This is a genomic window from Bacteroides sp. RTP21281st1_H5_RTP21281_210402, from assembly GCF_040918965.1.
GTDB classification, from domain to species: domain Bacteria; phylum Bacteroidota; class Bacteroidia; order Bacteroidales; family Bacteroidaceae; genus Bacteroides; species Bacteroides congonensis.
Genome location: NZ_JBCOWR010000013.1, coordinates 43,491 through 64,665 on the forward strand (window position 1 = coordinate 43,491; position 21,175 = coordinate 64,665).

Genomic DNA, 21,175 nt, shown 5'->3' on the forward strand with positions numbered 1-21,175 from the left:
GATGGAAAAGAATCCCGACATTCAGTTCCGCTCACCGGAAGAAATAAAATGCTATCAGGAAGAACAGCTAGCTGAAGCGTTAGCCTATCTGCAAGCACATTCCAAGTTCTACCAACAGATGTTCGAGGAACATCATATTGATATCAACCGGATTCGGAAGATAGAAGACCTGCAACACATCCCCGTTACCACGAAGACGGATTTGCAACTTCATAATGAAGATTTCATCTGCGTAGGCAAAGAAGAAATCATCGACTACGTGACGACTTCCGGCACATTAGGCGACCCGGTGACTTTCGTCCTCACTTCCGAAGACCTCGACCGCTTATCCTACAACGAGTTTCTATCTTTCACCACCACCGGATGCACCAGGCAGGATATCCTGCAACTGATGACTACCATCGACCGCCGCTTCATGGCAGGACTGGCGTATTATATGGGGGCACGCGAACTCGGCATGGGAGTTATCCGTGTAGGCAACGGCATCCCCGAGCTGCAATGGGATACGATTCGGCGGATACAACCCACTTGCGGAATGGTGGTTCCTTCTTTCCTTATCAAACTGATAGAGTTCGCCGAGAAAAACCATATCGACTATAATGCCTGTTCCATGCAGAAATGTATCTGTATCGGTGAAGCATTGCGCAACCAGGAGTTCCAGTTAAATACGCTCGGACAGAAAATACATGATAAATGGCCTGCCTTGCAACTGTATTCCACGTATGCTTCCACCGAAATGCAGTCATCCTTCACCGAATGCAGCGAATTCCACGGCGGACATCTGCAACCGGAACTTATCATCGTCGAGTTTCTGGATGATAATAACCAGCCTGTTGCCGAGGGAGAAGCAGGCGAAGTGACCATTACGACATTGGGTGTCAAAGGGATGCCGCTGCTCCGCTTCAAAACGGGTGATATCTGTTACCATCACACCTCACCTTGTGCCTGCGGAAGAAACACGATTCGCCTGAGTTCCATCCTCGGTCGGAAAGGGCAAATGATAAAGTACAAAGGTACGACATTATATCCACCCGCATTATTCGATATTCTGGATAATATTCCTTTGGTAAAGAACTACATTATAGAGGTCTACACCAACGAACTGGGTACGGATGAGATTCTGATTCGCATCGGAAGCGAGAACCGCAGCGAGAGTTTTGCCAAGGAGATAAAGGACTTGTTCCGCTCGAAAGTCAGAGTGGCGCCAAGCATCAATTTCGAGTCGGCGGAGTATATCGCCAAGATACAAATGCCCCCCATGAGTCGAAAAGCGATTAAATTCATTGATTTACGATAACTTTTTTCTACTTTTGGGAATCAATAACAATATACATAATTCACTTTAACATTAACGTATATGAAAAAACTTATCCTATTCTTATTCTTAAGCACAAGCCTGTTCTGTTTCGGACAAGGCAAGAGTGCATTGAAAGATGTTCAGTCTATCAAATTCTATGGTGTAGATTACTCTCAGGTCAAAGTTTTCGGTGCGGATGAATCACCGCTACAATTCAAAGATGCTTTCAGACGTATCAATGAATTGTTTATCACGGAAGCCAAGAAGTATAATGTAGGCAAACAGTTGAGAAAAGAGGTGACGGAAATTTCACTGGACGCCGTTAATCAGGTAAATCGCAATATTAACGAGTCCGAACTGATGACTACTAAAACAGAGTATAGTCTCGACAAAGAACAAATCAAGACAGCCATCGAAGCACTGCCTATTCAGAAAACGCCCGGCGTAGGCATGGTATTTGTCGCACAATTCCTGGACAAGTCCAAAAACAGAGGTACATATGAAGTCGTATTCTTCAATACCGAAACTAAAGAAATCATCGAGGAATGGATTACGGAAGGAAAAGCAGGTGGATTCGGATTACGTAACTACTGGGCCGGTTCCATCCATAGCGCACTCAAGAAATTATAAACAATTAGAAATAGAATTATGAGAAAACTACTATTATTACTGACTTTATTACTGAGTATCAGTACTTACGTTGCAGCTCAAAACTACACAGAAGTTGTATATCTGAAAAACGGAAGCGTTATCAAAGGAGTTATCATTGAGCAAGTGCCCAATGTTTCTTTAAAGATTAAGACCGGCGACGGCAGTCTCATCATCTGCCAGATGAATGAAGTGGAGAAAATCATTAAAGAGGAAAGATACACAAGAGATTATCGCACCGATATCGACAATCGCAAAGCAGCGAGAAATACACTGAAAGGCTATAAAGGTTTCATTGACTTCGGTTACATAGCTGACCTTAGTGATTATGATGCGAACAAAGTAGAAATTTCAACTTCCCACGGATACCAGTTCAATAACTATTTCTACTTGGGTGGTGGTGTTGCGGCAGATTTCTATACCGATGCAGACCTGATAGCCGTACCTATCTTTGTTGATTTCAGAGCCAACTTTATCAACAAGAAAGTAACTCCGTTTGCTGATATCAAAACAGGATATTCAGTTGGAGATGTTGAAGGACTGTATGTCTCTACCGGTATCGGAGTACGTTTCTCCCTAAAAGGCAAAAAAGCTCTAAATCTCAAATTGGAATATAACTATCAGCAATATGATTACTATTACAGTGGCTATTATATTAGTTATGACGACACAGCGGATTTGGAAGGTCTTGGATTTAAAGTAGGATTTGAATTCTAGTAGATTTAAGTAACTAATATCCATAATAACAAGCCAAACAAAAGCATGAAAAAGAGAATAACAACAGTTGTATTATTAAGTTGCTTTACTATCCTTTCATACGCACAAAGCATTGTTATGACTTCCGGTTCTATTGATTTCATTAAAGGCCAAAAGACCATTGACTTTTCTTTCTCTTATGAAGAGATGTTGGTAGGCAAACTAACCGAAAAAGAATATGTAGATAAGAAAGTGTCCGAGTATAACAAGAAAGAAGAGGGCAAAGGCGACCAATGGAAAGAAGCCTGGTATGGTGACCGCAAAGAGCGGTTTGAACCAAAGTTCTTAGAGCTTTTCGACAAATATATGAGTGAGGTAGGTATCACAGCAGGTACAGAAGGAGCGCAATATCGAATTGAAATCAATACGGACTTCACAGAACCCGGCTGGAATGTAGGTGTCATGCGACAAAATGCCTCGGTCGACTTAAGTTGCAAAGTGAAGAATATTGAAACAGGCGAGCAAGTAGCCTCTATCCGAATACGCAATGCCTCAGCCAATAACTTTTGGGGTACTGATTTTACTTCCGGATATCGCGTTCAGGAAACGTATGCCAAAGCAGGAAGAGAACTTGCCAAGTTCTTCATCAAGAAAGCAAAGTTGCGTAAAATAAAAGACTAAAGCCATACATTGCTTTCGGATATTACAATAACGAAAAGAGCGAAGCTTCCAAGGAAACTTCGCTCTTTTTATTTCTCAATACATTAGCACTCAATTAGGGTAATTGCACCAAAAGTTTGTTTCTTTTCTTGCGGTTTCATTCAATACGGTGCAGAAATGAACTAAACTTAGTTTTTCTAAAACTTTATTGGTAGTATACAATGATTTAATCCCCGTTATACATAACTTTATTCGTCTGACAATTGTTAAACTTTCGTCTGACAACTGTTATTCTTTCGTCTAACAACTGTCAGACGAAAAAGAAACAGTTGTCAGACGAATAAAGCCATGTATCATTAACCATAAATCCATTAAGCATTAAAAATAAATCTGCACAAGCTCGAAATTAGTTCATAACATAACCGTACGGATTTGATTCATAACCGTACCGGTTTTCTCTAATTCAAATACTGATTCACATTCTTGCTTGATAAACCTCTCCCTATTTGATAAGGAATAACTTCCGCAAAACATTAGCCATATCCGTATTGTCTCTCCTGCCCGAATAAAGAACAGCCTGCTTTCCTATTGCATACAATGGCACAGGCGCTCCCGTATGAGTTTTAGTTGTCCATCCCAATGACGCCTTCTTATCCAGCAAAGCAATAGCAGCCACCGCTAAAGGCTCATCTTTCGCGTAAAGGCTGACCACATCTTTCGGCTTCTTCTTCAAGAAAGACTCTTCGTAGCAAACCAATAATTCCAGTTCTTCACGCGGAGTAATCTTAATTTGTTCCCAAAAGCCCAGGTTCTTTTTCAGAAACGCTTTCATGTCTTCCCACGAAGGAATCATCTTTCCGCTTTTCATTTCACGCATAGCAGCAGTCAAGGCTTCTTGTGAACACTTCTGGTATTGGAGCAAGTCTATATTCAAGTTCATATCGGAGTTGCCCAGTCCAAGACCGCCCGTTTCGTGGTCGGCAGTCACTAATATCAATGTCTCGTTCGGATGCTTTTTGTAGAAATCATAAGCCAAGCGGATACATTGGTCGAAATCAATGGTTTCTTTCACAACAGCGCCACCGTCATGGGCATGGGCCGCCCAATCTATTTTTCCGCCTTCTACCATCATAAAGAAACCCTTCTTCGCGGTTTCCTGAAAATTAGCAAGGCAGGCTTTTGTCAAGTCAGGCAAACTCAAGTCTTTTCCAGAACGGTCCATCGCATATTTCAGGCTTTTGCTCACTGTATCGGTTGGGAAGAGAAGAATTTTATCCTTTGCAGTAGCACGGTTATAAGCGTCCATTCCACGAAACATCGTATAGCCTTTCTGATTAAACAGGTCATAAAGGCAAGGCGCCGAAAGGTTCCGCTTGCTGCGAGGTTCGAGCAATCCCGCCCCGCCGAAGAAATCGAAACCGGAATTGGCGGCATCCACTCCTATTTCGTAATACATAGAACGGTCGGGCTGTGAAGCATAGAATCCACCGGGGGTAGCGTGATCGATAGAGGCAGAGGTGATTATTCCTATTTTATAACCTTTATCTTTCAGTTGGCGTGCCAGGGATTTTAACCCGTGATTCTTTTCCGCATCCATTCCGATTACATAGTTCGTCGTTTTTTCTCCGGTAGCCAAAGCGGTAGCCGCGGCGGATGAACACGTAATCAAGTGAGAAGCCGAGCGCGTACATACTTGAGTCATCACAGGGAAAGTAGGGAATAATAGTGAACGTTCGCCCGTATCTGTTCCTACTTTCTCCGCATAAATTTGGGTTGCTTCCACATGGTTGAATCCCATGCCGTCACCGATAAACAAGAAGATATATTTGGGGACTTGTGCTCCGTTTACAACGACACTGCACAATAATAATAGCCCCAACAGGGAGCATCTTAAAAGTTTCTTCATTTCATTTTCCATTTTATTCGCAGCTTTAAGTCGTGCGATAGCTAATAAATAATAAGATTATTCATAAATATAAATGATGTTGGGCACTCCGCGTTCTCCGGCATGGTCGAAACGTTTATTATCACAAGGATAATTGACGACACCATTCTCCGGTACTCCCGACAGCCATAATGTTGTGGAACCGCCACCGTCCAGGTTCAACGCATCCTTACCGCCTAATATCCGAAGCAAGTGTGCCAGTTCGGGGATATTCACCCCTTCGGCACGCCCCGGGAAACGTCCGTTCACCGTGACAAGCAGTATCTTTCCATCCTTCGTCATGCAAACAGCACTACGGGGATGCTTGTTCTGAACAAAGTCCTTTCCACATAAGCTCCAGTCGCATACCCGACCGTCTTTTAATAATAACGGTCCGGATGCCAATATTGTACCCACCTTTCGCTTATATTTTTTTTCTATCTGTCTGTTCCAGGGAATCAGCTTCATCTTTCCGTTCCGTTCGTAAACGGCTCCCGTGACACGTAGTTTAAACTCGTTTATCGTTGTCGTATCAATCACTTGCCTGTCTATTTTCAGGAAACAGACAGAATTCCCATGCTTCATATCAAAGTAAGAACCATTGATTGCCGCAAGCGCATGATGTTCGGAAGCTATCCGGCTTGTCTTTTTCATACCGTCCGATAGGGCAATACCCGCTTTCATCCCTTTGCCGGGGTCAATCTCTATCAGGTTGATAACTTGGGGGCACTGATAAAGCTGAGGTATAGACGCACTCTTGTGGATAATTCCTTTTTGAGCATGTATTATCTCCCATTGTGCGGAAACGATTGCCAAAGAATCTGATGCAGTCTGCCCTTTCAATGTTCCGACGGAACAAAGAGCTAAGACAAGGATAACGAAGTATTTTCTCATTGTAAACAGACAGATAAATGTGTTAAGTTAATAAATTAATCAAGTTATCTTATTCAGTAAGACTATTTCCTTGCATTATCCACGCAGCTTTCCGGGTTGCATATTGCGACCATGCCTTGATATCCGCAGGTATCTGTCCACTCAACTGATTATCATTCACTCTGAATATACCAGTCGAACCACTCTTCTCAATTACCGTTCCATATCCGTAAGGGATACTTCCACTGAATCCGTTGGTATAAATCATAAACTCTTTCAGGCTCTTCCAAGTGGTCGGTTTATTGTTTCCGTCTAACGGAATAACCGGAAGCGGTCCGCTCAAATTATTGCAATATGCCTTTATTGTCACCATACCGGGGATATTTATCAACATATCCAGATTGCCGGTAAACGTGTTGTTAAATCCGGCCGGAGTGGAAGTTGGATGATTTGAGATGTTAAAGCTAGTCAATAATTCACATTCTCCCAAAGATTCCGGCAAGTTTCCGCTTGCAGCAGATTCTATTATCCATAAAGTGGTCAACTGGGACAGTTGTCCTATTTCCTCTGGAATACCTGCTAACTTCTGATGTTTGAACTTTATGCTTCTCAGTTCCGACAAGTTGCATAAGGGGATAATATCTCCTTCGATATTATTCGGGGACTGAATATCAATCTCAACCACCCTCTTATTCTCAAACTTCAATCCGAACCAGTTTGTCGGGTTAGTTTCCAGTGGAGCGTCAAAGTTCCATTTCTTCGTCCAGTTATCCCCGTTCGCACTTTCGTAGAACATTCTCAGGTAATCGATGTCTCCCAAGGGTTTCTTATCCTGCGTTATCGTCAGTACGTCGGTAATCCCATTCGAACCTTTCAGGTACAATGAGGCGGTACGTCCCTCGTCTATATCCGTATAAGGGTCAATCGCCAATTTCAGTTCCGATTCATTGATGACGCCCGGAGTAATTGCTGCCCCGTCGGTAACGTGTATCCAGTCGCATCCTTCAGATAGTTCGTATGTGTAAGTAACCATTGTCGAAAAAGGTATCACCTCTTCCGCACTGCCTTCCGCACCTACTTTCACCACACGTTTTTTTAGAGCGATGCCCACTCCTTCCTGTACCACTTTCAGCTTTGTTTCGGCACCTTCGATAATCCAGCCTGCAATTTCCGCTTCGCGGGGAGCTACATTCGCATTTTTGGATACCGATATTCTGAAACTTCCCGTCCCCATCCCGTTCGATGAAAGCAAGTCAATCCAAGTGGCGGAAGTCTTCACACGCCAAGGCAGATTGGATTCGATATCCACCGTATATTCCTTTTCTTCCAACGGAAGATTCAGCGTTCCGTCCGCAAACTTCAAATCCGGTTCGGGCATTGTACGTCCCGTATCATCCGTAAAGTCCTGACAGCTTGCCATACCCATCAGCAAGGACAGACAACAGATGATTCCCCATAGACCTTGCCGGCAACTATACATTCTATTATTTCGTATCATAATGATTCAACTATTAAGATTCAAACTATTAATTATCGGTCACCACCAACAGTCCGTTGGCAACCGCTCTTTCGACACCGCCATTATCATAAGGCCAATTGCGGATAGCAAAACGGTCCTCTTCAAATCCCGCCTTCGAGCGGATAATGAACGTAGACGAACCACCGCCATCCAGATTGATAGCATCCTTCGCTCCCAATGCTTTCATAACAGCTCCCATTTCAGCATACCTCATGCCGTTGGAGTACCAAAAGTTACGTCCGTCGGCAACCAAAATATAAACGACATTATTGTCCGTCACGCCGATAGCCGTCCGGGGTTCCAGTGCCGTTGATGTCTGAGGAAGCACATTCCCGTTCGTCATCAAACGCACGCGACCGCCCACCGCTTCCTGAATCTCATCCTTATAAGTATCATATTCGTCATACGAGCCAATCACCGCCTTCTTACCCTTCGTGACGGCAAAGAAAGTACATACATTATCGGTCATCGTATTCTTCAGACATACTCCGTTCCGGTAGTAAATGCCTTGCGGTGTTCCGTCCGTAGCAAAGAAATCACCATTCACGGCAGCCAGAACACGGCTGCCCTGTTTGTCGTGTGCCAATGCCTGCAACGTCATTTGTTGTTTCGTCTTGAGCTTGCCTTCGTCTTTGGGAGACGAAGCCTTCATCGTCAGATGCGTGTCTTTCAAATCGACTTCCAGGACAAACATCTTTACCGCCATACCTGTGGCAGAAAGGATTTCCATCTCCAAAGCCTTTACACCCGGAGCCAACGTGTAAGTAGTGTCCGAGAAATATTGTCCGACGTATCCGTCACTTCCGGCAATTATCTTCTGTCCCAACTCCGTTTTCGCGCCCTCGGTGGAATAGACGGTCAGGTCTTCATCATTATTGCATCCCGTCCATAGCAGACAACCCAAAAGAAGAAGAGCGGAATCATATATCAGTTTTTTCATCATTTTGTCTCTTTAATAAGTATAAATACAATCATTATCAATATCCGGGATTCGGCTCCAGGTTCGGATTCGAAATCATTTCCTTGCCCGGTATAGGCAATACCAACTGATAATCTTTCAGTCCAAGCATTGTCTTTGCCTTATTCGTACGTATGAGGTCATAATATCTGAAACCTTCGGCAAGCAGTTCCTTCCGGCGTTCGTCCAGAATATATTCTATAAATTCGTCTTCATCCTTCGGATTTACGGCGTCCAGCCCGCGTTCTTTCCGCAAGTCGTTCAGCCGTCCCAGACCTTTGAAGAGTCCTTGCGCTTCCGCACTTATCAGGTACATTTCAGCCAAACGACTCATCACTACCGGGTCGGTACCGGTTTGTCCGCTCGGATATTTATTGATACAAGGTTCGGCACCTACATTGATAATGGAAACTTCTTTCCGTTTATCCTTGTCGTCATACATATTCATTACGTCGTTCGTGGGACGATACACATAGCTGCCGTGATTGGGATGCGCATAGGTATAAAACAAGGTGGAAATAGTAATATTCGATTCTTCTGCCAGACATTGGAAAGAGAAGATGACTTCCGAATTTGCCTGTCCCCGGAATATCTTATCGAAGCTGTCCAGTTTATACTTCCCATTTGTTATCAGGCTCTCGGCCAAAGCAGCAGCTTCCGTCAGCTTTCCACGTTCCAGCATTACACGGGCTTTCAGAGCTACGGCAGCATCCCGGGACACATAATAATAACTTGAAGACGTGCCCAGGAAAGCAAGCGCCGTTTCTAGTTCCTCTTCAATAAATGCCCATACAGCTTCTTCCGGATCACGGAAAGGTTTTTCCATGGTATTCACTTTCTGAATAGGGACACCGCCCCAACGGGTCACCAGCGCGTGGTAAATGTATGCCCTGAAATAATGTGCTTCTCCGATAATCAGATTCCGCAGGTCGGATTCGGGAAGGTCTTCTACGATGGAGATTACATTATTCACTTGATATAAAGCATTGTAATAGCCGTTCCAACTAGTAGCGACTATTGAATTCAAAGAAGAAAGCACCGAGTTTATCAAGTCTCTTGCATTTCCCGTACTTTGGGTCAAGTCACCGCCTAATATATCGAAGGTGATGTATGATTCGCGTGCCGGAGAGTTCTGCACTTTATTGTACATCCCCATTCGCAGGGCGGACAGGTCTTTGGGAGTCACGCTTCCCGGCGATACGGCAGAATGCGATTCAATATCCAGCATACCGCTGCACGAAGTCCACAACAGGCATCCGAGAAATATATAAATAATCTTTTTCATCATTGTGAGCGTTTATGATTAGAAACTAAGGTTTATTCCGAAATTGACCGAACGTGAAGGCGGCACTCCGTACAAGTCGACTCCAAAGAACTGCGGATCCATATTCTTACTCACTTCCGGATCCCAACCGGAGTATTTGGAGAACAGCAGCAGGTTGTCTCCCTGAACGTACATACGAAGCCCTTTCAGGCGAATCTTCTGTAACATTACTTGCGGGAATGTATAACTGAATGTCAGAGAACGCAGCCGGATAAAAGAACCGTCTTCCAGAAAACGGGTGGAGTTCTTGCTATTGTGTCCGCACAATGTATTGACCGCACGCGGATATTTATCCGAACTTCCCGGAGCTGTCCAGCGATTCTTCGCGACATCTTCCGTGATAGCCATCCGGTAACCCGGACGGGTAGCTGTCACCGCCCATTCGGCATATACGTCGTTGCCATACATATAGGTGAAGAATACATCCAACTGAAATCCTTTATACTTGAAAGTATTGTTCCATCCGCCGAAGAAATCGGGATTGGAAGAACCTGTCAGCACACGGTCGTTATCATTGATAATGCCATTGTTATCCACGTCATGGTATTTCACGTCACCGGCACGGACGCCCAAGTCATACAAGGGTTGCGGCACTTCGCCGTCATATTGATAGAGCCCGTCCATTTGGAACAGGTAGAAAGCCCCCAGTTCCTTACCTACTTTCAAAGCGCGGTTGGCGCCTATCGGAAGCAAATCATCTCCCAGCAATTTAGTAAGCTTATTCTTGTTGTGGGATATATTGAAAGAAGAAGTCCAGTTCACCTTGCCGATATTCATATGCCCGTTTATTGAGAACTCGACACCATAATTCCGCATGGAACCGATATTACTGGTGATACTGGTAAATCCACTTGTACCGTGCAGGGGCATTGAATAAAGAAGGTTGTTCGTATTCTTCAGATATATATCCGCAATCATGTTCAGCTTTCCGTTCCAGAAGCCGAGGTCGAAACCGAAGTCATACTGGTCGGCGGTTTCCCACGTCAGTTTGTTGTTTCCCATACTGGTGACCGCCATACCGCTATTATTGCCGTAGTTGATGCCACCGGACATCAACGGTTGCCAGGCATAGTTGCCGATTCCATCCTGATTTCCGGTCTTTCCATAACTCAGGCGGAACTTCAAGTCTGTCTGAGGGAATTTCCAGAAAGATTCTTTTGAAACATTCCATCCTAGAGAAACGGAAGGGAAGTATCCGTAACGGTCGGAAGGAGCAAAACGGGAAGAACCGTCCGAACGCATGGTCACATTCAAGATATAACGGTCTAAATAAGACAGATTGATACGTCCGAAGTAAGACTCCATGGCAAACTCGGAGATACCGCCCGAAGCGTTATAGATTTCGGAAGCCGTGCCTACCGTATCAAATACCGGAGAAGGGAAACCACGTCCGTCAATGGAAGACGTACGGGTGGACATCTTCTGGAAAGAATGTCCCAGCATCAAGCCTGTTTCAAAATCTCCGAACTTATCATTATAATTAAAGACATTCTCTATCAATATATTCTTCACCAAACGATTATATTCCACGATTCGTCCCCCTCCTGCTCCATAAGGATGGTTTTCATTATAATACACATAGTCATATGTATATCCGATGTCAGTGCTGACAGAGTTTTTCAAACTGAACTTCTTGTATTTCAAGTCGGCATTGAACGTTCCTAAATAACGATAGGTATCAATATAGGAAACCTCTTCGTTCAGAATCTGAAGCGGGTTGTGACGTGCCAGCTCGTCGGTTCCTCCCAAGTAATAGTCACCGTTCGGTTTGTACGGACGGTCGAAAGGACGTTGCTCTACGGCACGTGCTACGATGGTAGAACCGATATTAGCTCCCGGCACACGGTTGTTCTTCAGATAATTACCGCTGACATTAGCGCCGACTTCCAGCCAGGAAGTCATTTCGTGGCTAATCTTGGCTTTCAGATTGATTTTGGTTATATCATTGGTCTTGATTATACCTTCCTGATAATTGTAGTTGGCTCCTACATAGAATTTCGTCTTCTTGCTTCCACCGGAAAAAGACAAATCCACATTGTAGGAATGTCCTACTTGAGTTATCAGATCCAGCCAATCCGTATCGGGTAATCCCTGGAAGGGGTTGGAGATGGGAACCACATAACCCGCAGAACCTACGGTGTAACCATTCTGACGATTATAACGTTCGACTCCATCGTTGTAGGTTTCTACATACAAGTCGGAATCCGCATATTTGATGCGTCCTTTATTGGCGAATTTGGAAATTCCCGTACTGACATTCAAACGAATATCCGAACGTCCCTCTTTACCGGATTTTGTGGTAATCACTACGACCCCATTGGTGGCACGCGAACCGTAGATAGCTGCCGAAGCCGCATCTTTCAGTACTTCGATAGATTCAATATCCGTCAGGTTCAATACCGCCATCGAGCTTAAATCTTCTCCCATATTAAATAAGGAAGCGTTACTGTTGAGGATGGGTATCCCGTCTACCACATAAAGCGGTTCATTGCTGGCGCTCAAAGAGGCGGCACCACGAATGCTCATTCGTTCGGAACTTCCCAGGTTGCCTGAGCCGGTCGATACCGTGACACCCGCTACACGTCCCTGCAATAATTCACTCGGTGTCAACACCGGACGCATATTCGATTCTGTCGGTTTGAAAGAGCTGATAGCATTCGTAACCAACGCTTTGCGCTGTGTTCCGTATCCCACTACGACCACTTCATTCAATGCTTTCGAATCTTCATCCAGAGTCACATTGATGGTCTGCTGCGCTTTCACCGGATATTCCATGCTCTTATATCCTAGGAATGAAAAGACCAAGGTGGCATTATCGGGAACTTCGAGGCTATACTTGCCATTTATATCGGTGATTGTACCGATAGTAGTGCCTTTGACCGACACATTACACCCAACGATAACCTCGCCCGAATATTCCTTGACTTGTCCGGTCACTCTTCTCCTGTTCTGCACAGGATTTTGCACTTCCGCTTGTTTTTTCGTAAGGATGATGTGCTTCCCTTCCATCGTGTAGGAGAATTCCGTACCGTGCAACGCATCCAGCAGCAGACTTGCCACTGTCCCGTCTTGAGTAGAAATGGAAACTTTACGTTTCAGACTAACTTCACGTTCATTGTAAATAAACAAATAGTCTGTTTGCTTTTCAATCTGCCTGATGATTTCGGCCAATGTTGCGGTTCCTTTATTCATCGTAACTTTTTGATTCTGAGAATAGCTGTTCAAAGCATACGTCTCAAAGATAATGAATAACAGGAAAAAGACAGTTAACCTCATAATTCTTAAAATTTGAGTACAGTGTGTTTTTCTATGGACAATACGTCCACACCAAAGATTATTTTTCATATCTTTGCCTAGAGTTATTAAGTTAATACATAAAGATTTGTAACAGATGTCGAGTCTTTTTTATTGACTTCTCACATATCGGTAAGTGTTGCAGCATTTACCGATATTTCTGTTTTGATGGGGCTGGTTCTCTTGCTCTCATTCCGGGTGTTTCTTTTTTAGATTAAATACTAGGGTTAATTCAATAGATAATTATCTGGTTTTTCTCATCGTCCTGCGTATAGTTGAATTTGACGTACTTCTGCAATACCTTCATCACGTGCTCGATTCCTTCTTTCTGACGGAATTTACCGGTACACGGGCGGGAAGCGATTTCCTCGTTCTTATTAATAATCTTCACTTCATAATATTGCTCCAGTTTCTTGAAGACAGTTTCCAACGGCTCATCCTTGAAGGAATAGATACCCATTCTCCACAAAAAATCATTGTCCGATGAAAAAGTCTCCTTATAGAGTTTTCCGTTTTTAGCTTCCACCTTTTCATGAGGTTTCAAGGTCACTTCATGTTGTGTATCCGGTTGGTAGACAGTTACCTTTCCTTCTATCAGAGATGTTTCGAACATATCGGAATTCGGATAGGCGGATACGTTGAAAGTGGTTCCCAATACCCGGATGTCATATTTCTCCGTTTCAACAATGAAAGGGTGTTTCTCGTCATGAGCCACTTCGAAGTACCCTTCTCCTTCCAAAGTCACTTTTCTGTTTTTAGAGTGGAAGCCGTTGGCGGGGTATTTCAATGTGGAGTTGGAGTTGAGCCAAACAGTTGTCCCGTCGGCTAATATCAGACTGGCACGCTGTCCTGCCGGAACGGTTACCGTCTGTACATCGGTAGAATGTTCCAACCGATAGTCCTGATATTCCTTATGGATAATAAAAGCGAGCATGGCAACCACCGCGGCTATCTTCATCGATGCCCAAAGATACCGCATTACAGGTTTCTTCTTTTCCGCATTCTTCGTATCCTGGCTGTCAACGTTTCCATTCCAAAGAGTTGCGTTATAAATGCGATGCAACTGCATCAGTTGTTCACGATGTTCTTCGCTCTCCCTCATCCAACGTATCACTTCCTTTTTTTCTTCGGGAAGTACGTCGCCGGCAATATATTTATTAAGTAGTCTTACGTCCATATAGCGTTCTATTATCCAAAGCATTTATCCGCCTTGTACATAATAGACACGCCAGAAAAGAAGTTCACTAGTTGAAAAGATGAAAAAAGTGAGTTTTTCTTCCATCAGCAGGTTATTAATGGTCAGGACAGTACTTCTTCATTCCTTATCTATTAATAGACTAGGGATAAAGCAGTACTTTATTAAAAGAAGAAGAGATAAAGATAATCTTTCAGACTGACACGTAAGGCTTTCAGAGCCTTACTGATATGATAATCGACACCTTTGACGCTGATATTCAATGCGTCGGCTATCTCTTTTATGGATTTGTTCTCATAACGGCTCATTCTGAAAACATTCCGGGTTTGCAACGGCAGGGTATCCAACGTCCGGTTGACAATCCGGTCTATTTCTTCCGAGAAAATATCCGTCGGATTGCAGGCGTCCAAAGAAGAGATGCGAAAATCAAGTTCATAAAGCTCATCATTCAAGATATTCTCACGAGCTTCCATCCGCAGGTGTTCGTTCCGCAGATGATTCAACGACTGGTTCTTTACTACGGTCATCAGGAAAGCACGGATATTATCCACTTCTTCCGTTTTCATCGTAGTCCATAAGGTAATCATCGCTTCGGAAGCTATATCTTTCGACAGCATTTCATCATGGAGATAGGATTTGGCGAATAGAAAGCAACGTTGATAATACTCTGAATAGATATTATCAAATGTCATATTGGAGTCTGTGACGTTGCGCGGCTTTCTCATTTATCAGATTCTTATTGGTGGAGCAAAGATAAAATAGTTTCCCGAAATACACCAACTAATACGTGTTTTTCACACCTTCAACGTATATAATGGTCGAACAGAGTTCTGTGTGTCAAAATAAACTTTTAAATGAAACATTGTATTGAAAACAAAAATGAGAAAACTTTCTTTATTTGCACAAGTATTTCTACTTTTGTCTTGCCTCTGTTTTTATTCGTGCGAAAACACGGATAATACAGAAGGAGTAGAACAAGAGGCATTGCCTCCCGAGACTATTGAGGCTATGAATTATTTAAAGACAAAGGAACTGTCGCTACCAGACATGCACCAGACATCATCGCATCCTACCGTCAGTACACGTTCAGCGATGGCAGTACCAGAAACGTTGACCGAGAAGAAAGCAATGATTTTGCCCGATTGGAGTTCGTTACAAACATATCGTGACAAGTGGGAGGATGTCCGCCTGTTTTCACTAAAGGAGACAAAGACGCCTCTTTCCGGTTTCGTCTACACACGAATCAAAGGAAAGGAAGAAAGGTTGCTAGCAGTATCTGCTTCCAAACTGGCGTTGTGGAAAGTCAAAGGACGGCTAATCGGCAGAATTATCACTTATCTGCCGGACAGGAAATTCCTAAAAGCCGGCCATAGCGTAAAAGAATTGGGATACAAACTGGAAGGAAGCGAATTTAGCGGTTTCTGTCTGATTTCCACACTGGAAGGTGAATTCTTGTATGGAGACAAGTATGATAAAGGACGGCATTTATTCCATTTCATGCGTAATCCGCAGATGGTAAAACACAAAGCGAACACCAATGCAGATTCTCTTTCAACCACCGTTAAAGATGAAAATGCAGCAGGAACAAGCCGTATTTATATTGCTCTTTTTTCTGAATCTAACAACATACAACCTTTAAGTACTTATTCGGATATAGAAGAAGATGATTTCCCTTGCTCTTTCTGTGGACTTCCCGCGGATTTGTGCACATGTGTCGTTATTACTCCCGATGGTATGAGATGTCCCATATGTGGTGGCCCTTGGGGTTCATGCAGATGCTTATCGGACATTTTCGGACCAAGCAATGGAAATGAAAATAGCGGAGATGATGATTACAATGGTCCTTCTGGCGGAGGAAACGGAACTGGTGGTGGAAACTCTGGCGACAACAATGTTTCTGAAGGAAACGAATCCAGCGATGGAGATATCGTAATCACCAGTCCTAATCAAAAACCGGTAAAGGATATCACGCAAGCTGCTTCGGATGCTGTAGATAAGGTTTTGAAGGATCATAATAATGACCGAAAAACCGCCCACTGCAATGAAGGAGTAAGAAATGCATTTTATAATCTATTCCAATCCAAAGAATTGTATAATATGTGTGCCAACGACATGGTGAAATATTGGAAAAGTCATCCGGAAAAGTGGGAGGTAATACGTATGGAGGAAGCACAAGGACTGGCTAATCAAGGTTTCTTTGTGGTTGCCGGGTGGATAAATACCAAAGGTAGTGGTCATGTGTGTCTAATTGTTCCGGGAAAAGCTACAACTGGTAATTGGAACGAGTGCAGAATTAAAATACCAAACACAATGGATACAGGAGCTAACATGAAAGAGAAATCACAACTTATCAATTGTAGTTTCGGCAAAAAGAAGCATAAAGAAGTCATTTTTTTTAAATACAAATAAATATGAAAAAATTATTATTACTATTATTAATGGGTAGCTCTATTTGTAAGGCACAAATAGCAGAAGATATTTTTGATGTATTCTCAGATGGCAGTATCTATAAAATATACTCCATGATTGACGATTTTGACCTCAGTCAAACAGTGAAAAATTTAGAATACGAACCAACTAATCCCTATAATTTCACTGTAGGTTCAGCATCTTATACGCTTAAAACGTGTGTGTTTAAAGACTGGGGAGACGACCCTAACAGAGGATTTAATGTGATAACTTTATATAAAGATGGACATACAGAATTAATATTGAAACAAGAAGATCTATGGACATATGTATATAACGGAGGCTCCGCTATCGATTTTCGCGATTATACTGACAACCAATTCTTTATTCCAATAAAGCTATCGCCCAAATCTTTAGCTATGGTATTCCTCGGATGGCCATACGGTGGAGATATGCCGTATATGACAATCGTTGTAGCAACAGAAAAAGAAGCCAATATCGTTTTCCACAAAAGAATGGGGTTGGATTCCATTAAGACATATCCTCTATATACCATGAAGGTGCAAACCGTATTGGAAGAATATGATTCTTGCGGAAAACTATGTATTCCGCCCGTTTTCACTGAAATCAAAGCATCCGGATACGGAACGCTTCAATTGAAAAAACAGCAACAATAGCACTATGAAAATCAGGAAAGTGGAGTATTATATCCTATTCAGTTGGTTTGTAGCAGGCAGTCTATGTTTGGGGCTATATTCATGCAAGAATAAAGACACACAGACAGCTTTGGATATAGCAATGGAAAAAGCAGGTGATAATCGGCAGGAACTAGAAAAAGTACTTCGTCATTATCAGCAAAGTCCCGCAGATAGTCTGAAATATAAAGCCGCTTGTTTCCTGATTGAGAACATGCCATACTATAGTTATCCGGTTGGCAAGCAACTAGATAACTATAAAACATATTTCAACTGGCTCCGACATTACAGAAAAAAGACACCCCGAGAACTATCTGACTCTATCCGACAGCTTTTCGGTCCCATCGGAGAACTGGAAAAGAAACAAGATATTCATGAAATAGACTCCGCCTATCTATGTCACAACATCGAATGGGCATTCAAAGTCTGGAAAGAACAACCATGGGGAAAACATATCTCTTTCGCTACGTTTTGCGAATACCTCTTGCCTTACCGGATAGAAGACGAACCACTGAAATACTGGCGTGAAGAATATTACAACAAGTTTGATTCATTACTACTCCCTTTAAAGAATAGCAATTCTCTGGATAAAGAAAATCCCGTCTCAGTAGCTAACTACCTAATACAAAAGCTTCCGCACAAGTATCATCGCTACACAGGTATCTTTCCCTACTCTTTCGGACATGTCGGACCGGAACACGTACAATATCTTACCGGCTCATGTAGAGAAGTCACCGACTTCGCCGTTTATCTTTTCCGCGCACTGGGCATCCCGTGCGCAATCGACTTTATACCAGTACGCGGCAATGTGAATGCCAGTCATCTATGGGTAGTTTGTTGGGACAAGTATGGAAAAGAATACATGACGGACTTTCCAAGGGAACTATGGCCTACTGAAAAGAACTGGTGGCATGAACATGACGACAGTCCGAAAGTATATCGCACTACTTTCAGCCTCAATCACACACTAGTAGAAGAGACAGGCTATGACGGTGAAGAAATCTACCCGTTTTGGTCATTGCCAAAGTTTACAGACATTACCCATGTTTACGGTAAACATTATCTGGAACAAGTAAGAATCCCTGTTTCCAGACTTTACAACACTCCCACAAAAGGAAGAATAGTGTATCTATGCCTCAGCTACCGAAAAAAATGGATTCCGGTAGACCGTACTGTTTACAAGCGAAAACAGCTAATTTTCAACAAACTACGCAAAGGAAGTGTAATGCGGGTCGCTACCTATGAAAATAAAGAATTGATATACTTAACCGATCCATTCTACATTGACAAAAACACAAACGAATTGCATTTCTATACCTGCAAAAAACAGATGAAAGAAATTACCTTATATAGCAAATACCAACTCACGAATGATGAATTGTTCCTGAATCGAATGTTAGGAGGCGTATTCGAAGGAAGCAACCGGGCAGACTTCAAAACTAAGGACACCTTATTTGTCATTCGTGAAAAGCCCTACAGGCTGAATACTTCCGTAAAAATCCATTTGGACAAAAGCTATCGGTATGTACGATACATGGGAGGCAAAAATTCCAATTGTAACATAGCGGAAGTAGCATTCTATGCCGCCGGTGAAGACACTCCCTTGAAAGGGAAAGTGATAGGAACTCCCGGATGTTTCCAACAAGACGGAAGCCATGAGTACACCAATGTTTTTGATGGGAAAAGTTGGACTTCCTTTGATTACAAAGAATCCGAAGGAGGATGGGCAGGACTGGATTTAGGAGTACCTACCCAAATTGATAAAATAGTATATACGCCTCGTAACCACGATAACTACATTCGTCCGGGAGATATATACGAACTTTTCTACTGTGATAAAGACTGGATATCAGCAGGTGAAATGCAGGCAACATCCGATTCCCTGCATTACCAACAATTACCACAAAATGCCCTTTTATTATTATGTAATTATACCCGTGGAACTCAAGAACGCATATTTGTATATGAAAACGGCAACCAAATATGGAAATAATGCATTCTTATTCTCCGTATTTCTGATAGAACCAATAATAAGCATCTGGTATCCGGATGCTACATTCCGCATACCTTATCTATATTGTTTGTGCGGGCTGCTACTTATTGCTTTCCATTTGTTACACTGGCAAACAAAGATATCCTTTTCATGGATTGACATATTGATATTCATTCCATTCATCAGTAATGGGAACGACATCTTCAAATACCACATGGAAGGGCAAATAGGAACATTTCTTATAATCTATCTACTGTCAAAAACAGCAACGACAGAGAATCGTATCGCAAATCTACTAACTATATCCGGCTGTTTTCAGGTTTTTCTGATGCTGGCGCAATTCTTTGACTGCCTACCTCCCAACCATAGCATCTTTCCCATAACCGGCAGTTTCAAGAATCCGGGACCATTAGGAGGCTACCTGGCTATCAGCCTGATTGCCTCTATCGCCAACTATATGCACATGAAAAAAGGATGGCGAGAACTAAGCGTCTTAATTCTTCTCGCAGGCATCATATACTCCGACTCAAGGGCAACCTGGATAGCCACAATTTTTGCTTTGTCCTATATGGGTATGCAATACTGGAAAATACATCCCGCCAAACAATGGAGCATTGCACTACTTCTACTATTATTGACCGGTATATTTTCTCTTACTTTATACAAAACACAATCTGCAAAAGGACGTATAGAAATTTGGAAAGTCTGCTGCACAATGATTGGGGAACATCCTCTCACTGGATTTGGCTTCGGCGGATTTCAACGTGAATACATGAATTATCAAACACATTACATCCAGCAATTTCCTTCATCGGACAATCATAGACTATTGAATAACAACCGATATGCATTCAATGAATTTCTCCATATTACCGTCGAACAGGGAATAATCGGACTATTTTCCTTTTTAAGCATCCTTATATTACTATATATCAAATACGTCAAACAACACTCGGTATTATTTCCTTGTTTAATTACTTACATTCTGTTTTCCTGTTTTTCATACCCAAATGACATCTTCCTGTTATTTCTATTCTTTGCACTGCTATTAGGCAAACTATCCGCTGACACATTCCTCATAATTCAAATAGAAAAATACCCTTTCACTATAATTGCTTCCACCATAATTATATCACTCATTGGAGTAACTGGTAATAAATTACTAAGTAGAGAGTTAATCGAAAAATCCTTCTCCCGATTTTTCTACAGAGACGATTATAAGAACCTAAGTTACATTCAACACCATTATTCTTCCATCCAATATTCTTCCTCTTTTATCTTCCGATATGCACGCGTTCTTTTCTTGAAAAGAGAATATCAGTTGGCTATTCCTATTATAAAACAGGCTATCGACCTTTATCCTACAACCGACAAATACTGTGACTTAGCAACTTGTTATTTAGAAACTGGTAAATACAAAGAAGCAGAAAACGCCTTTTCAGATGCCATCACAATGCTTCCGCATCATATCGTCCCCCGCTATCAGCTATATCTATTATACAAAAAAACAGGAGAAAAAGAAAAAGCTGAAAACATGGCAAACAGTATAATCCAGATAAAACCTAAAAACGATAACGAACGAATCCGGGAGATTAGGAATCAACTCTTTAAGAAAGCGTTTTGAAATATTTTCGTCATATCTACTCCCACTTCCCGTTTTTTTCGTACTTTTACCCCTCGTTGGAAAGAA

16 protein-coding genes are annotated in these 21,175 nt (G+C 42.5%); 8 read left to right on the plus strand and 8 right to left on the minus strand.

The features are described 5' to 3' along the window. Window position 1 precedes the first annotated feature (1 nt). The 4 genes from AB5443_RS18055 to AB5443_RS18070 are packed head-to-tail and all read left to right on the plus strand — an operon-like array spanning window position 2 to window position 3,322. Window positions 2–1,297, plus strand: a complete 1,296-nt coding sequence (locus AB5443_RS18055; protein ID WP_277135194.1) for a phenylacetate--CoA ligase family protein — start codon at window positions 2–4, stop codon at window positions 1,295–1,297. 60 nt (window positions 1,298–1,357) lie between these two features. Further along, on the plus strand, window positions 1,358–1,927 hold the full coding sequence (locus tag AB5443_RS18060) for a hypothetical protein (protein ID WP_022137641.1): 570 nt from the start codon (window positions 1,358–1,360) through the stop codon (window positions 1,925–1,927). A gap of 18 nt (window positions 1,928–1,945) precedes the next feature. After that, window positions 1,946–2,662, plus strand: a complete 717-nt coding sequence (locus AB5443_RS18065; RefSeq protein WP_277135196.1) for a DUF481 domain-containing protein — start codon at window positions 1,946–1,948, stop codon at window positions 2,660–2,662. A gap of 45 nt (window positions 2,663–2,707) precedes the next feature. Next, window positions 2,708–3,322, plus strand: a complete 615-nt coding sequence (locus tag AB5443_RS18070; protein WP_277135198.1) for a hypothetical protein — start codon at window positions 2,708–2,710, stop codon at window positions 3,320–3,322. A gap of 481 nt (window positions 3,323–3,803) precedes the next feature. On the opposite strand, the gene AB5443_RS18075 is transcribed toward AB5443_RS18070, so the two are convergent. From AB5443_RS18075 to AB5443_RS18110, 8 genes are all read right to left on the minus strand, one after another. Continuing rightward, window positions 3,804–5,207 (minus strand): alkaline phosphatase, encoded by a 1,404-nt coding sequence (locus tag AB5443_RS18075; RefSeq protein WP_277135200.1) that lies wholly within the window; start codon window positions 5,205–5,207, stop codon window positions 3,804–3,806. Between the two features lie 57 nt (window positions 5,208–5,264). Beyond that, window positions 5,265–6,119: a phosphodiester glycosidase family protein gene (locus AB5443_RS18080; RefSeq protein ID WP_277135203.1), complete on the minus strand. Its 855-nt coding sequence runs from the start codon at window positions 6,117–6,119 to the stop codon at window positions 5,265–5,267. 49 nt (window positions 6,120–6,168) lie between these two features. Further along, window positions 6,169–7,596 (minus strand): BACON domain-containing carbohydrate-binding protein, encoded by a 1,428-nt coding sequence (locus tag AB5443_RS18085; RefSeq protein ID WP_277135205.1) that lies wholly within the window; start codon window positions 7,594–7,596, stop codon window positions 6,169–6,171. A 28-nt stretch (window positions 7,597–7,624) separates the two neighbouring features. Next, on the minus strand, window positions 7,625–8,557 hold the full coding sequence (locus AB5443_RS18090) for a phosphodiester glycosidase family protein (protein WP_229127371.1): 933 nt from the start codon (window positions 8,555–8,557) through the stop codon (window positions 7,625–7,627). 37 nt (window positions 8,558–8,594) lie between these two features. Next, window positions 8,595–9,863: a RagB/SusD family nutrient uptake outer membrane protein gene (locus tag AB5443_RS18095; protein ID WP_082073499.1), complete on the minus strand. Its 1,269-nt coding sequence runs from the start codon at window positions 9,861–9,863 to the stop codon at window positions 8,595–8,597. A gap of 15 nt (window positions 9,864–9,878) precedes the next feature. Beyond that, window positions 9,879–13,091: a TonB-dependent receptor gene (locus AB5443_RS18100; protein ID WP_195662691.1), complete on the minus strand. Its 3,213-nt coding sequence runs from the start codon at window positions 13,089–13,091 to the stop codon at window positions 9,879–9,881. A gap of 334 nt (window positions 13,092–13,425) precedes the next feature. Continuing rightward, window positions 13,426–14,370: a FecR family protein gene (locus tag AB5443_RS18105; protein WP_277135208.1), complete on the minus strand. Its 945-nt coding sequence runs from the start codon at window positions 14,368–14,370 to the stop codon at window positions 13,426–13,428. A gap of 182 nt (window positions 14,371–14,552) precedes the next feature. After that, window positions 14,553–15,080, minus strand: coding sequence for an RNA polymerase sigma-70 factor (locus AB5443_RS18110; RefSeq protein WP_277135229.1), 528 nt, complete (start codon window positions 15,078–15,080; stop codon window positions 14,553–14,555). Between the two features lie 187 nt (window positions 15,081–15,267). On the opposite strand from AB5443_RS18110, the gene AB5443_RS18115 reads away from it, so the two are divergent. The 4 genes from AB5443_RS18115 to AB5443_RS18130 all read left to right on the plus strand — a co-directional run bounded on the left by AB5443_RS18115 (window position 15,268) and on the right by AB5443_RS18130 (window position 21,109). Continuing rightward, entirely contained in the window at window positions 15,268–16,797 is a 1,530-nt protein-coding gene (locus AB5443_RS18115; protein ID WP_277135210.1) for a hypothetical protein, read from the plus strand. 2 nt (window positions 16,798–16,799) lie between these two features. Continuing rightward, window positions 16,800–17,474, plus strand: a complete 675-nt coding sequence (locus tag AB5443_RS18120; RefSeq protein WP_277135212.1) for a hypothetical protein — start codon at window positions 16,800–16,802, stop codon at window positions 17,472–17,474. Between the two features lie 4 nt (window positions 17,475–17,478). Further along, complete coding sequence (locus tag AB5443_RS18125; RefSeq protein ID WP_229127369.1) at window positions 17,479–19,485, plus strand: discoidin domain-containing protein; 2,007 nt, start codon at window positions 17,479–17,481, stop codon at window positions 19,483–19,485. A 463-nt stretch (window positions 19,486–19,948) separates the two neighbouring features. Further along, window positions 19,949–21,109, plus strand: a complete 1,161-nt coding sequence (locus AB5443_RS18130; RefSeq protein WP_285948726.1) for an O-antigen ligase family protein — start codon at window positions 19,949–19,951, stop codon at window positions 21,107–21,109. Window positions 21,110–21,175: the final 66 nt, after the last annotated feature.

What these genes read in the sequence shown, in the direction of transcription:
- AB5443_RS18055 (WP_277135194.1), top strand. Translation starts at nt 2, where the DNA reads ATGGAAAAGAATCCCGACATTCAGTTCCGCTCACCGGAAGAAATAAAA.
- AB5443_RS18060 (WP_022137641.1), top strand. Translation starts at nt 1,358, where the DNA reads ATGAAAAAACTTATCCTATTCTTATTCTTAAGCACAAGCCTGTTCTGT.
- AB5443_RS18065 (WP_277135196.1), top strand. Translation starts at nt 1,946, where the DNA reads ATGAGAAAACTACTATTATTACTGACTTTATTACTGAGTATCAGTACT.
- AB5443_RS18070 (WP_277135198.1), top strand. Translation starts at nt 2,708, where the DNA reads ATGAAAAAGAGAATAACAACAGTTGTATTATTAAGTTGCTTTACTATC.
- AB5443_RS18075 (WP_277135200.1), bottom strand. Translation starts at nt 5,207, where the DNA reads ATGAAGAAACTTTTAAGATGCTCCCTGTTGGGGCTATTATTATTGTGC.
- AB5443_RS18080 (WP_277135203.1), bottom strand. Translation starts at nt 6,119, where the DNA reads ATGAGAAAATACTTCGTTATCCTTGTCTTAGCTCTTTGTTCCGTCGGA.
- AB5443_RS18085 (WP_277135205.1), bottom strand. Translation starts at nt 7,596, where the DNA reads ATGATACGAAATAATAGAATGTATAGTTGCCGGCAAGGTCTATGGGGA.
- AB5443_RS18090 (WP_229127371.1), bottom strand. Translation starts at nt 8,557, where the DNA reads ATGAAAAAACTGATATATGATTCCGCTCTTCTTCTTTTGGGTTGTCTG.
- AB5443_RS18095 (WP_082073499.1), bottom strand. Translation starts at nt 9,863, where the DNA reads ATGATGAAAAAGATTATTTATATATTTCTCGGATGCCTGTTGTGGACT.
- AB5443_RS18100 (WP_195662691.1), bottom strand. Translation starts at nt 13,091, where the DNA reads ATGAATAAAGGAACCGCAACATTGGCCGAAATCATCAGGCAGATTGAA.
- AB5443_RS18105 (WP_277135208.1), bottom strand. Translation starts at nt 14,370, where the DNA reads ATGGACGTAAGACTACTTAATAAATATATTGCCGGCGACGTACTTCCC.
- AB5443_RS18110 (WP_277135229.1), bottom strand. Translation starts at nt 15,080, where the DNA reads ATGACATTTGATAATATCTATTCAGAGTATTATCAACGTTGCTTTCTA.
- AB5443_RS18115 (WP_277135210.1), top strand. Translation starts at nt 15,268, where the DNA reads ATGAGAAAACTTTCTTTATTTGCACAAGTATTTCTACTTTTGTCTTGC.
- AB5443_RS18120 (WP_277135212.1), top strand. Translation starts at nt 16,800, where the DNA reads ATGAAAAAATTATTATTACTATTATTAATGGGTAGCTCTATTTGTAAG.
- AB5443_RS18125 (WP_229127369.1), top strand. Translation starts at nt 17,479, where the DNA reads ATGAAAATCAGGAAAGTGGAGTATTATATCCTATTCAGTTGGTTTGTA.
- AB5443_RS18130 (WP_285948726.1), top strand. Translation starts at nt 19,949, where the DNA reads ATGAAAAAAGGATGGCGAGAACTAAGCGTCTTAATTCTTCTCGCAGGC.